Annotated in this window: 11 protein-coding genes; 7 read left to right on the top strand and 4 right to left on the bottom strand. The window is 67.4% G+C overall.

What is annotated here, in order from left to right; all coding sequences use genetic code 11:
• Positions 1 to 225: 225 nt before the first annotated feature.
• The 4 genes from HEP73_RS12930 to parE form a co-directional block, all read right to left on the bottom strand.
• Positions 226 to 1,770, bottom strand: coding sequence for a hypothetical protein (locus HEP73_RS12930; RefSeq protein WP_185820294.1), 1,545 nt, complete (start codon positions 1,768 to 1,770; stop codon positions 226 to 228).
• Positions 1,771 to 1,856: 86 nt separating this feature from the next.
• A complete protein-coding gene (locus HEP73_RS12925; RefSeq protein ID WP_185820293.1) occupies positions 1,857 to 3,434 on the bottom strand; it encodes a hypothetical protein in 1,578 nt (525 codons plus the stop codon).
• 52 nt (positions 3,435 to 3,486) lie between these two features.
• Positions 3,487 to 4,425, bottom strand: a complete 939-nt coding sequence (locus HEP73_RS12920; RefSeq protein WP_185820292.1) for a hypothetical protein — start codon at positions 4,423 to 4,425, stop codon at positions 3,487 to 3,489.
• Between the two features lie 342 nt (positions 4,426 to 4,767).
• Positions 4,768 to 6,657, bottom strand: a complete 1,890-nt coding sequence (gene parE / locus HEP73_RS12915; protein WP_185813082.1) for a DNA topoisomerase IV subunit B — start codon at positions 6,655 to 6,657, stop codon at positions 4,768 to 4,770.
• Between the two features lie 167 nt (positions 6,658 to 6,824).
• On the opposite strand from parE, the gene HEP73_RS12910 reads away from it, so the two are divergent.
• The 7 genes from HEP73_RS12910 (at position 6,825) to ispD (ending at position 12,695) form a co-directional block, all read left to right on the top strand.
• Complete coding sequence (locus HEP73_RS12910; protein WP_179564140.1) at positions 6,825 to 7,079, top strand: hypothetical protein; 255 nt, start codon at positions 6,825 to 6,827, stop codon at positions 7,077 to 7,079.
• Positions 7,080 to 7,215: 136 nt separating this feature from the next.
• On the top strand, positions 7,216 to 8,880 hold the full coding sequence (locus HEP73_RS12905; RefSeq protein ID WP_003474007.1) for a CTP synthase: 1,665 nt from the start codon (positions 7,216 to 7,218) through the stop codon (positions 8,878 to 8,880).
• A gap of 149 nt (positions 8,881 to 9,029) precedes the next feature.
• Positions 9,030 to 9,860 carry a 3-deoxy-8-phosphooctulonate synthase gene (gene kdsA, locus HEP73_RS12900; protein ID WP_185820291.1) on the top strand — a complete coding sequence of 277 codons (831 nt, stop codon included), beginning with the start codon at positions 9,030 to 9,032 and terminating at the stop codon, positions 9,858 to 9,860.
• 77 nt (positions 9,861 to 9,937) lie between these two features.
• Positions 9,938 to 10,219: a hypothetical protein gene (locus HEP73_RS12895; RefSeq protein WP_345776839.1), complete on the top strand. Its 282-nt coding sequence runs from the start codon at positions 9,938 to 9,940 to the stop codon at positions 10,217 to 10,219.
• Between the two features lie 125 nt (positions 10,220 to 10,344).
• Positions 10,345 to 11,637, top strand: coding sequence for a phosphopyruvate hydratase (eno, locus tag HEP73_RS12890; RefSeq protein ID WP_185820289.1), 1,293 nt, complete (start codon positions 10,345 to 10,347; stop codon positions 11,635 to 11,637).
• A 3-nt stretch (positions 11,638 to 11,640) separates the two neighbouring features.
• Positions 11,641 to 11,994: a cell division protein FtsB gene (gene ftsB / locus HEP73_RS12885; protein ID WP_185820288.1), complete on the top strand. Its 354-nt coding sequence runs from the start codon at positions 11,641 to 11,643 to the stop codon at positions 11,992 to 11,994.
• Positions 11,994 to 12,695: a 2-C-methyl-D-erythritol 4-phosphate cytidylyltransferase gene (ispD, locus tag HEP73_RS12880; protein ID WP_458309618.1), complete on the top strand. Its 702-nt coding sequence runs from the start codon at positions 11,994 to 11,996 to the stop codon at positions 12,693 to 12,695. Before ftsB ends, ispD begins: the two co-directional genes overlap by 1 nt.
• Positions 12,696 to 12,724 lie beyond the last annotated feature (29 nt).

Here is a 12,724-nt window from a genome sequence, read left to right as displayed (position 1 = left end):
GCCGAATGGCCCGAGCACGTGCCTGAACCGTCATCGGCGACGCCAACGCTGGCGGCGGCGCACGGCCTGATTCAGCTGCCCTGGCCCGGGGCGATCGCCATGCATGTCGCCCTGTCCGCGTGTTGCCGCTTCGGCTGGCAAGGCCGCTCGCGACGACGGCGGCGCCAAGACACTGCGGCCAAGGCTTGCCGCAATGCGCATCGATCGCCGCTGCCGACAGGCGCTTTACCAGGCCAGTGTCGGGTCCGGATCCGGACAGCGCGACAGCGGGCGGCAGATGAAGGCCAGGATGTAGACGCTGTCGTCGTGCGTTGCCGCGTCGCGTGCCGCTGCCGCCGGCGGTGCAGGCGCAGGGGCGACTTCGGCCACACTCAGATCGCGCGCATAGGCATCCATGCGCAGACGCCGCAGCATCGCCTGCGCGGCCATCGGCGCGCTTGCCACTGGCGTCGCTGCCGGTCGGCCGATCACGATGCGCGGACGCAGCGCGGGTGCCGGTATCGGTGCGGCGATATTGCGCAGCGGCATGCGTAGCGCTGCGCTCGCGATCGGCGCAGGGGCGATCGCCGTGCTGCGGTCCGGTATGGTCAGCACAGGCCGTCGGCGCATGCCGATCGGCCCTGCCGGCACGCGCGGCGGCAGCCGCAATTCTCGCCGAGCGATCAGCGTCGGGGTCAACCGCAGCTGCCGCAGCAAGCCCGGATCGAAGCCCAACGTTTGGCCGGCGACACTCGGTACCGCTGCCGTCGGCTTGCGCTGCACCTGGATGTCGCGGGCGAACACCACCGCCACCGGATACGCGGGGCAGGGCCCGTGCGCGGGCGACTGCCCGTCGCTGAGCTGCAGCGAAGCATCCGCGAAGCGCCAGAATCGCGCCGCGAAGGCGTCGGCGCTGAACCAGGGCCGGATCAGCGCGGCCGAGCTGAATTCGAAGCTCAGCGAGGCGATGCCGGAATCGCCGCCGGCTCCCAGCCGTGCGCGCAACTCGGCCGGCGCCTCGGCCAGCGCGGTGTCGATCTCCGCGCCGCTGAGTTCGAAACGCCGCCAGGAACCCTCGTCCAGCGCATTGCTGGGCGCGTAGCTGGTCGGATATACCTGCAGTTGGTCGCTGGCGCGGGTCAGCGTGTCCATGTCCGGATTGCAGCGTCCCTTCCATTCGCTCAGCGTCTGCCACGGCGATTTCGCGCCGAGTCCGCTGACCTGCGCCTGCGCCTGCTCGACCGCGTCGCGGTAGCCCAGCGCGGTCCAGTCGGCCAGTGCGTCGTCGAGCCCACGCTGCAGCGCCGGCTGCTGCAGGTCGTGCCAGATCTGCACCTGCTCGGCGCTGCCGGCACCGGCGGTGGCCTGTTGTGCCAGATAGTCCTGTTGCAGCAGCAGGTAGCGGTCGCGATAGCTGCGGTAGGCGAGCGCGGCATCGGTCGGCAGGCGCCGGCCTTCCTCGTCCTGCCGGTACAGCACCGCGCACGCGGCCTGGTAGTCGGCCTCCTCCTGTGCGGTGCGGGTGGACTGGGCGAATTGGGCCTCACGCAGCACCTGCGCGTAGACCTCCCACAGCAGCGTCTGGCCATCGCCGCTCCAGGCGGGACCGTCGGGAATGCGGTTGGCCAGCAGCGAAAATTCGATCAGGTGATCCATCGTGCCGTCGCCGAGCAGATCCAGGGCGGCGGGTGCGAATGCCAGCGGCGTGACCGGGAAGCTGAGTTCGGTGTCGTCGCTGCCGAACACGTGTTCGGCTTTGGCCATCAAGGCCAATTGGGCGGCTGCGTCCATTGCAGGCGATTCCTTGAAAGGGGAAGCATCGGGCGCGCTGCACGGCAGGCGGCGCGCGGCCGCCTGCCGTGGTGCTGCGGCGCGGCTCAGATCCAGTCGGTGATGCTGGGCAGCGGGTCCGGCGACTTCGGGAACACATGGCACTTGAAGCCGATGATCTGCGTGCCGTCCACCGTCATCGTCTGGCTTTCGCGATCGTAGTGCGCCTCGCTGGAGCGCTCGCCGCTGGCCGAACTGCGCCCGTGCGAACCGCCCAGGTGGAACGGGCCGAACGAGAACACGCCGCCGCCGCTGGCCGAAGAGCGCTGCCAGGACTCGGCCATGTCGCTGAAGCCGGAGGCCTTGGCGAAGCACAGGCTCAGGTTGCGGACCAGGATCAGCGAGGTCGGATAGGCTGGCAGCAGGCCCTTGGCCGGGGTTGCGCCATCGGAGGCGAACTGGCCCTTGGCCTCGGGGTTGTTCTGGTCCATGCGCCAGCTCTTGCTCATCAGGAACGCGGTCTTGAACCACGGCCGCACGATCGGCATCTGCGCGATGCTGAACTTCATGCTGAAGTGTTCCGAATCGAACTGCACGTGCGACTGGCTTTCGCCGCTGGCGTTGCTGACCTTGCCGCCGCCGGCGAAGATGCCCAGGAAGCCGCCGCCGGCGCTGGTGGTGGAGCGGCGCATGGCGTAGCTGGAGTTGCTGGAGCTGTTGTAGTCGGAAGAGCTGAAGCCGAAGTCGGTCCAGCCGGCGTTGTCCATGAAGTTGCCCGGCACCACCGAGCTGTAGAAGAAGTCGCTGCCGGACACCAGGCTGGTCAGCCGCGCCTTCTCCAGATCGTCGCGGTACTGCTGCTTGAGCAGCGCCATGTCGCGCTGCATGACCTGATCGATGAACGCGGCGATCTGCTCGTAGTCGTTCTTGTAGCCGTTGGAGACCCAGTCGGACATCGCCGCCTTGACCTTGTTGCGCAGGATGTTGGCGTTGATCGCCCAGTTCTGCACCGCGCGCTGGTCGGCCGCGGCCAGTCCGTCGATGCGCTGGCTGTTGTACTCCAGCGCGGCGCTCATGTAATCGACCATCTTCTCGTTGTAGGCCTTGACCAGTGGGCTGGGCTCGGTGACCTGGGTCTCGCTGTCGTCGATCAGGTTCTTCTTGGTGGTGGTGGTCTGCAGCAGGCCGCGGAACTTCTCGATCTTCTTCTTGATGTCGTCCGGCAGTTCGTTGTGCATGACCTGGCTCATGCGCAGGATGTACTCGTAGCGGTCGGACAGCGTGCCTTCGTTGTTCATCACGCTCAGCGCGGAGAACTGGTTGTTGACCGTGGCGGCCAGGTCCGGCACGAAATCGACCAGGCGTGAGAAATCCTCGGCCTGCTTCAGCAACTGCGCCGCGTCGCTGCCCTTCAGCGCTTCCAGTTGCGACGGGGTCAGTTCGGGAGTGGTGGTGGTGCCGTCGGGCTGGGTGGTACGCATCTCGTCCAGCGCGGCCTTGCGCACCACGCCGGTGAGGCCTTGCTTCATGAAGCGCACGTCCTCGGGCTGCAGCGGGATGCCGGGCGTGGCCCAGCTGAAGAAATTGTCTTCCGACTTGGGGACGGTGTCGTCGCCGTTGGTGAGGACGTTGTAGACCTTGCCCATGACCGAGTTGAGCATGACGTCCGGAGTGACGAGTGGCATGAAAGTGCTCCTTGCAATTGGGGTATGGGCGGCGTTCCCGCCGCCCTGGTAGTTACGGAAGATCGGCGATGACCGCGCCGTAGTAGTTGTCGATGAAATCCTGCTGCGGGATCGCCAGGTCGAAGCTGTTCTCGCCCCACGACCAGATCGACAGCAGCACGTCGTCCTTCTGAAACTTGGGCGTGCCATCGTCGTTCTGCGGGCCGTCCATCACCGCCACGCTGATGTTGTTGAGCCCGACCACGTAGTGGTTGGGAAACAGGTCCAGCAGGAACTCGCTGTCGATCGGACTGCCGCTGCTGCGCGCGGCGTGCAGCAGGTTGCTGTGGATCAGCAGGGCCACGTCGCGGCCTTCGTGGAACTCGATGCCGGTGGCATGCGGAATGCCGGCCGGCGAGGCCCAGTTGCCTTCGTCGCTGACCTGCGCGTAGATGCCGGTGGCGCGCAGCCAGCTGGCCAGTTCCTCGGGCCTGGTCAGCCCGGCCAGGGTCTGCTGCGGATCGCCGACCCAACTGCTTTGCCAGAACGGCTGGTCGGTGTTGCGGATCGCGCTGAGCAGCATCCAGTCGGCGCCGAAGGTGCCGGTGCTCAGGCTGCTGTAGTCCTGCGCCAGCAGCGTGTCCTTGGGCGCGATGGAGAGATCGCCCAGGTCGGCGCTGCCGTCTTCGTACAGCGTGGTGGCGAAGTTGGCGAACCCCAGCGGGTCGCGGCTGGCCCACATCAGCAGCAGCGCTGCCGGCCCGCACAGGTTCAGGGCGCCCTGGCGGATCAGGCGCGGGTTGCCGACCAGGTCGAGCAGGCGGTCGGCCACTTCGATGCGGTCCAGTCCATTCCATGAACCGGTGCCGTCGCCGTCGCGGAACGTGGCGATGGCGTCGCGCGCCTCGTCGATGTCGGAGACGGTGCGAGTGTCGTTGGCGCGGGTGTCGGTAAGCAGGGCGTCGAGCTGGTCGAGATCGTCGAACGCCGGGGTATCGGAGCTGTCGCTCATATGGCTTCCTTTTCGTGGTTGATTCCTGAAGCAGCCGGCGCAATGCGGGCTACTCCAATCAACAACGCCGGTTGCGGAAAAAACCGGACAACGCACGCGGCAACTTTCGCGTGCGCGATGGCGCATGCACACGGCGGCCGATGTGGCCGCTATGTCTGGGCGATGACGTAATGCGCGCGGGCGAACGTGATAGGAGGGGACTTCATTCCCGACGCTTTCGCGGCATGAGGAGGCGGCCCGCTCCGTTCGTCGCGACTGAAGTTGCTCCTACAGGATGCTGCGCACTTCCGCGGGATGATCTAGCCGCTGCCAGACCAATCCCGGATCCCCAATCTAGGCTCCTCAGACCTCCAGCGACGCCAGGTCGCCCTTGGTCTCCAGCCACTGCTTGCGATCGCCGGCGCGCTTCTTGGCCAGCAGCATGTCCATTAGCGAACCGGTCTCGTCGCCGTCGGCGATGGTCAGCTGCACCAGCCGCCGCGTGTCCGGGTGGATGGTGGATTCGCGCAGCTGCTGCGGGTTCATCTCGCCCAGGCCCTTGAAGCGGGTCACGCTGAGCTGGCCCTTGATCTTCTCGCGCGCGATCTTCTCCAGCAGCGAGCGCTTCTCTTCCTCGTCCAGCGCGTAGAACACCTGCTTGCCCACATCGACGCGGAACAGCGGCGGCATCGCCACGAACACGTGGCCGGCCTTCACCAGCGTCGGGAAGTGGCGCAGGAACAGCGCGGTGAGCAGGGTGGCGATGTGCAGGCCGTCGGAGTCGGCGTCGGCCAGGATCACCACCTTGCCGTAACGCAGCCCGCTGATGTCGTCCTTGCCCGGGTCGCAGCCGATCGCGATCGCCAGATTGTGCACTTCCTCGGAGGCCAGCACGCTGCCGGAGGCCACTTCCCAGGTGTTGAGGATCTTGCCGCGCAGCGGCAGGATCGCCTGGAAATCCTTGTCGCGCGCCTGCTTGGCGCTGCCGCCGGCCGAGTCGCCTTCCACCAGGAACAGCTCGGTACGCGACAGGTCCTGGCTGATGCAGTCGGCCAGCTTGCCGGGCAGCGCCGGGCCGGAGGTGACCTTTTTGCGGGTGATCTGCTTTTCGGTTTTCAACCGTGCGCTGGCGCGATCGATCGCGATCTGCGCGATGCGCGTGCCGGTTTCCACGTTCTGGTTCAGCCACAGGCTGAAGGCGTCGTGCGCGGCGCCTTCGATGAAGCCGGCGGCCTGGCGCGAGGACAGGCGTTCCTTGGTCTGGCCGCTGAACTGCGGGTCGGTCATCTTCAGCGACAGTACGAAGGTGACCCGGTCCCAGACGTCTTCCGGCGCCAGCTTGACCCCGCGCGGCAGCAGGTTGCGGAAGTCGCAGAACTCGCGCAGCGCATCGGTGAAGCCGCTGCGCAGGCCGTTGACGTGGGTGCCGTGCTGCGCGGTCGGGATCAGGTTGACGTAGCTTTCCTGCACCAGTTCGCCGTCGGCGACCCAGGCCACCGCCCAGTCGACGATCTCCCGGTCCTTCTTCAGGTTGCCGACGAACAGGTCGGCCGGCAGCAGCTCGCGCTCGGCCAGCTCGCCCTTGAGGTAGTCGCGCAGGCCGTCCTCGAAGTACCAGGTGTCCTGCTCGCCGGTGGCCTCGTCGTGCAGCTTCACGGTCAGGCCGGGGCACAGCACCGCCTTGGCGCGCAGCAGGTGGCGCAGCGCGCGCACGGCGAACTTCGGTGTGTCGAAGTACTTCGGATCGGCCCAGAAGCGCAGGCGCGTGCCGGTGTTCTTCTTGCCGACGCTGCCGACGATCTCCAGCTTGGAGGCGGGGAAGCCGTCGCCGAATTCCATCCGGTATTCGTTCCCGTCGCGCTTGATGAACAGCTCCACTTTTTTCGACAGCGCATTGACCACGCTGACGCCGACGCCGTGCAGGCCGCCGCTGAAGGTGTAGTTGCGGTCGTTGAACTTGCCGCCGGCGTGCAGCCGGGTCAGGATCAGTTCGACGCCGGAGATCTTCTCTTCCGGATGGATGTCCACCGGCATGCCGCGGCCGTCGTCGGAGACCTCGCAGCTGCCGTCCTTGAACAGGGTCACCTCGATGTGCCGGGCGTGGCCGGCCAGCGCCTCGTCGACGGCGTTGTCGATGACTTCCTGCGCTAGGTGGTTGGGGCGTGCGGTGTCGGTGTACATGCCCGGCCGGCGCTTGACCGGGTCCAGGCCAGAGAGAACTTCGATGTCGGCGGCGTTGTAGCGGGTATTCATGCGTCTCAACAGGTGGCGCGAAGCAGATCCGGAAGTGTGCGGTGTGCGGCGGCTTTTTGCACGTCGCCGGTGTTCAGGGCCAGTGCCGTGGCGGCGCGCTAGCCTTGCACTGGAAAATCCGCGACGGCATCCCCATTAGTCGTTGCAGCCTTACACAGGAGTACGCCATGAACGTTCGCAAGCTGTTGACCCTGGCCGCGCTGGTCGCCGCCGCGGTGGCCATCCCGGTCGCGATGGCCCAGGCGCAGAGCGCCGATCCGGCCACCTCCGGCGCCGCCGCCTACGAGGCGCAGGTCGCAAAGGAGAAGGCCGAGGCCGATGCCAAGGCCAAGCGCCGCGCCGCTGCGGCGGCCGAGCACAAGGCCGGCAAGGACGCGGCTGCGCCGAAGAAAGAGGAAGAAGAGGAAGCGCGCAAGCCCTGAGCGCGCGCCCTGTTGCGACCTGCGACGCCCCGGCTGGTGCCGGGGCGTCTTCTTTTGTGGAGTTGATCGGTCCGAAAGCGCTTGGGCAAATCGGCTTCACCCGTTAAACTATGGCTTTCCGGGAGGCCTTCGAGCCATGACCCCCCTGATCTTCGTTACCGGCGGCGTAGTGTCCTCGCTTGGCAAGGGCATCGCGGCCGCTTCGCTTGCGTCCATTCTCGAAGCACGTGGCCTGTCGGTCACGATGATGAAGCTGGACCCGTACATCAACGTCGACCCGGGCACGATGAGCCCGTTTCAGCACGGCGAGGTGTACGTCACCGACGACGGCGCCGAGACCGACCTGGACCTGGGCCACTACGAGCGCTTCGTGCGCACCCGCCTGTCGCGCAAGAATTCGGTCACCACCGGCCGCATCTACGAGAACGTGATCCGCAAGGAGCGTCGCGGCGACTATCTCGGCGCCACCGTGCAGGTGATCCCGCACATCACCGACGAAATCCGTCGTTGCGTGGACGAAGCCACCGCCGGGTTCGACGTGGCGCTGGTGGAAATCGGCGGCACCGTCGGCGATATCGAGTCGCTGCCGTTCCTGGAAGCGATCCGCCAGGTGCGCACCGAACGCGGCGCCGAGCGCGCGCTGTTCATGCATCTCACCCTGGTGCCGTACATCGCCGCCGCCGGCGAGTTGAAGACCAAGCCGACCCAGCACTCGGTCAAGGAACTGCGCTCGATCGGCATCCAGCCGGACGTGCTGCTGTGCCGCTCCGAGCAGGCGATTCCGGATTCGGAACGGCGCAAGATCGCGCTGTTCACCAACGTCTCCGAGCGCGCGGTGATCAGCGCCGCCGACATCGACGTGCTCTACGGCATGCCGCTGGAACTGCACCGGCAGGGCCTGGACGAGATCGTCATCGACCAGTTCAAGCTGCGCGACAAGGTCGGCCCGGCCGATCTGTCCGAATGGGAAGCGGTGGTGGATGCCACCAAGCATCCGCTCGACGAGGTCACCATCGCCGTGGTCGGCAAGTATGTGGACCACCAAGACGCCTACAAGTCGGTCGGCGAGGCGCTCAAGCACGGCGGCCTGCGCCAGCGCACCAAGGTCACCTTGAAATGGCTGGAGGCGCAGGAACTGGAAGGCAGCGACCTGTCGGCGCTGGCCGACGTGGACGGCATCCTGGTGCCCGGCGGTTTCGGCGACCGCGGCTTCGAAGGCAAGGTGCTGACCTCGCGCTATGCGCGCGAGCACCGCGTGCCGTACTTCGGCATCTGCTACGGCATGCAGGCGGCGGTGGTGGACTATGCGCGCCATGTCGCCGGCCTGGACGGCGCCAACAGCACCGAGAACGACCGCCAGTCGCCGTATCCGGTGATCGGCCTGATCACCGAGTGGCGCACCGCCAGCGGCGATGTGGAGAAGCGCGACGAGAAGTCCGATCTGGGCGGCACCATGCGCCTGGGCCTGCAGGAACAGCGGCTCAAGCCCGGCACGCTGTCGCGCGAGATGTACGGCAAGGACGTGGTGTCCGAGCGCCATCGCCATCGCTACGAGTTCAACAACCGCTACCGCACCCAGCTCGAGGACGCCGGCCTGGTGATTTCCGCCAAGTCGATGGACGATACCCTGGTGGAGATGGTCGAGCTGCCGCGCGAGGTGCATCCGTGGTTCCTGGCCTGCCAGGCGCACCCGGAATTCCTGTCCACGCCGCGCGACGGCCATCCGCTGTTCATCGGCTTCGTGCGCGCCGCGCGCGAGAAGAAGGCCGGCGGCAAGTTGTTGAAGGAAGCGCGCGCCTAGTTCCTTCTCCCTCCGGGAGAAGGTGGCGCGAAGCGCCGGATGAGGGTACGGGCGAAGCCTCGCCCACCCAAATTCCTCAAGGCTTCGCCCGTACCCTCACCCCAACCCCTCTCCCAATGGGAGAGGGGCTCTAATCAATAGGTGATCCGATGAAACTGTGTGGCTTCGAAGTCGGCCTGGACCAGCCGCTGTTCCTGATCGCAGGCCCGTGCGTGATCGAGTCGATGCAGCTGCAGCTGGACGTGGCCGGCAAGCTCAAGGAGATCACCGGCAGGCTGGGGATCAACTTCATCTTCAAGTCGAGCTTCGACAAGGCCAACCGGACCTCCGGCACCAGCTTCCGCGGCCCCGGCCTGGAAGAGGGGTTGAAGGTGCTCGAGGCGGTGAAGAAGCAGATCGGCGTGCCGGTGCTGACCGACGTGCACGAATACACGCCGATGCACGAGGTCGCGGCGGTGGTCGACGTGCTGCAGACGCCGGCGTTCCTGGTGCGGCAGACCGATTTCATCAAGAACGTCTGCGCCGCCGGCAAGCCGGTCAACATCAAGAAGGGCCAGTTCCTGTCGCCGTGGGACATGAAGCCGGTGGTGGACAAGGCCAAGTCCACCGGCAACGAGCAGATCATGGTCTGCGAGCGCGGCGCCAGCTTCGGCTACAACAACCTGGTCAGCGACATGCGCTCGCTGAGCGTGATGCGCGAGACCGGCTGCCCGGTGGTGTTCGACGCCACCCATTCGGTGCAGTTGCCGGGCGGGCAGGGCAGCACCTCCGGCGGCCAGCGCGAGTTTGTGCCGGTGCTGGCGCGCGCGGCGGTGGCGGTGGGCGTGTCCGGCGTGTTCGCCGAGACCCATCCGGATCCGTCCAAGGCGCTGTCCGATGGCCCCAATGCCTGGCCGCTGGACCGCATGGAAGAATTGCTGGAAACGCTGATGGAACTGGATGCAGTGACCAAGAAGCACGGGTTCGCACGCTTCGCATGAGGTCCGACCCATGGGCGCTGGCGGCGTCGCGCCGGCAGCGCCGGCACTGGCGCCATTGGCCCTGGGGCTGGGTGGCGTTGGTCCTGTCGATCGGTGCCTGGGCCTGTCTGGCGGTCATGGCCTTCCTGGTCGCCGCCAGCATCGGCATGCCGGGCGACGGCAGCCACGCAATGCAGGCCACGCGGATCCCGATGCTGGTCACGCTGGTGGTGGGCGCGCTGCTGACCGTGGCGTGCCTCATCGCCAGCCCGGCGGCGTTCTGGCTGCGTCGCCAACCTGCCGCAGCGGCCATCGCGCTTGCGCTGCTTCTGGTGTTGTTGCTTCTGTTTGGCTTGTCGGCGCTGGGCTTGAGAGCCTAGCGCCGCGCTGGCCGGCCCGTCGCGCGTCTCAGCCCCTTGCGATTTGGCAACGGGCCAGTGTACGGCGATAATCCGGCAGCTTGTTTCCGGTGTACTTTCCCCCTTACTGGTAACCGATCGGACCTATGACCACTATCGCCAAGATCCACGCCCGCGAGATTCTCGATTCCCGCGGCAATCCCACGCTCGAAGCGGAAGTCACGCTGGCCGACGGCTCGCTGGGCCGCGCCGCGGTGCCGTCGGGCGCTTCCACCGGCACCAAGGAAGCGGTCGAGCTGCGCGATGGCGACAAGACCCGTTACCTGGGCAAGGGCGTGCGCAAGGCGGTGGAGAACGTCAACACCACGATCGCCAGCGCGCTGCAGGGCTTCGACGGCGCCGACCAGCAGGGCCTGGACCGGCGCCTGATCGACCTGGACGGCACCGAGAACAAGGGCCGCCTCGGCGCCAATGCGCTGCTCGGCGTGTCGCTGGCCAACGCGCATGCGGTCGCCGCCTCGCGCAAGCAGGCGCTGTGGCAGTACCTGGCCGGCGCCAACACCGCCAACGTCGCGCTGCCGGTGCCGATGATGAACATCATCAACGGCGGCGCGCATGCCGACAACAACGTCGATTTCCAGGAGTTCATGGTGCTGCCGGTCGGCGCCGCGTCGTTCTCCGAGGCGCTGCGGGCCGGCACCGAGATCTTCCACGCGCTCAAGGCGGTGCTGAAGGGCCATGGCCTGTCCACCGCGGTCGGCGACGAAGGCGGCTTCGCGCCGGACTTCCGCAGCAACGTGGAAGCGCTGGACACCATCCTCGAGGCGATCGGCAAGGCCGGCTACACCGCCGGCGAAGACGTGCTGCTGGGCCTGGACGTGGCCTCCAGCGAGTTCTACGACAATGGCAAGTACCATCTGGTGGGCGAGGGCAAGCGCCTGACCAGCGAGCAGTTCGTCGACTTCCTCGCCGACTGGGCCGCGCAGTACCCGATCGTCAGCATCGAGGACGGCCTGGCCGAGGACGACTGGGCCGGCTGGAAGCTGCTGACCGACCGCCTCGGCAGCAAGGTGCAGCTGGTCGGCGACGACCTGTTCGTGACCAACCCGAAGATCTTCAAGCAGGGCATCGAGTCCGGCACCGCCAACGCGATCCTGATCAAGGTCAACCAGATCGGCACCCTGACCGAGACCCTGGAAGCGATCGCCATGGCCGACGCCGCCGGCTACGCGGCGATCGTCTCGCACCGTTCCGGCGAGACCGAGGACACCACCATCGCCGACATCGCCGTGGCCACAACCGCCACCCAGATCAAGACCGGCTCGCTGTGCCGCAGCGATCGCGTGGCCAAGTACAACCAGCTGCTGCGGATCGAGGAAGCGCTGGGCAGCGGCGCGCGCTACGCAGGGCGCGACGCATTCGTCTCGCTCAAGCGGTAAGCCGTGCGCAACTGGCGCTGGCTGCTGCTGGTGCTGGCGGGACTGCTGGCGTGGCTGCAGTACCGTTTCTGGCTCGGTCCGGGCAATTCCGGAGAAGTCCTGGTGCTTGAGAGCCAGGTCGAGCACCAGAAGCGCGATAACGAAGGCCTGCAGCAACGCAATGCCGCACTCGCCGCCGAGGTCAAGGACCTCAAGGACGGCGAGGCGGCGATCGAGGAACGCGCGCGCAGCGAGCTGGGCATGATCAAGCCGGGCGAGAAGTTCTACCGCGTCGTCGAGGACGCGCCGGTGCCCGTCGCACCGGCCGCCGACGGCACGCCGGCGCAGGCGCCGGCTCCGCCGAGCGAGCAACCCTGATGGCCACGGTCTGGGCGGTGGTGCCGGCCGCCGGTCGCGGCACCCGTTTCGGCAGTCCGCTGCCCAAACAGTATCTGCAGGCCGGCGGCCAGCCGTTGATCGCGCATGCGCTGCAGGCCTTGCTGGCGCATCCGGCGGTGGCCGGGGCGATGGTCGCGATCGGCGCCGACGATGCCGATTGGCCGGGCTGGAGCGAACTGGACGGCAAGCCGGTGCTGACCTGCGTCGGCGGCGCCAGCCGTGCCGGCTCGGTGCTGGCCGCGTTGCAGGCCTTGCCGGACTCGGTCAAGGCCGACGATTTCGTGCTGGTGCACGATGCGGCGCGCCCGAACCTGGCCCTGGCCGACCTCGACCGGCTGCTGGAAACCGGGCGCGGCGATCCGGTCGGCGCGATCCTGGCCGCACCGGTGCGCGACACGCTCAAGCGCGCCGGCGACGACGGCGGCATCGACGCAACCGAGCCGCGCGAGCGCCTGTGGCGCGCGCTGACCCCGCAGTTGTTCCGGCGCCTGCAGCTGACTCGGGCGCTGGAACAGGCCGCGGCCGCCGGCGTCGAGGTCACCGACGATGCGATGGCGATGGAGTTGCTGGGCCTGCGGCCGTTGCTGGTCGAGGGTGCCGAGGACAACTTCAAGGTCACCACCCCGGCCGACCTGGTGCGCTTCGAGTTCGAGCTGTTTCTGCGCGCGCGGCAGCCGTGAAGCGGCCGCGCCGCGCTGCGGCCTCGCGC

This window comes from Xanthomonas sp. GW (genome assembly GCF_014236815.1).
Classification (GTDB): Bacteria; Pseudomonadota; Gammaproteobacteria; order Xanthomonadales; family Xanthomonadaceae; genus Xanthomonas_A.
This window is presented reverse-complemented; position numbering and strand designations above follow the sequence as displayed.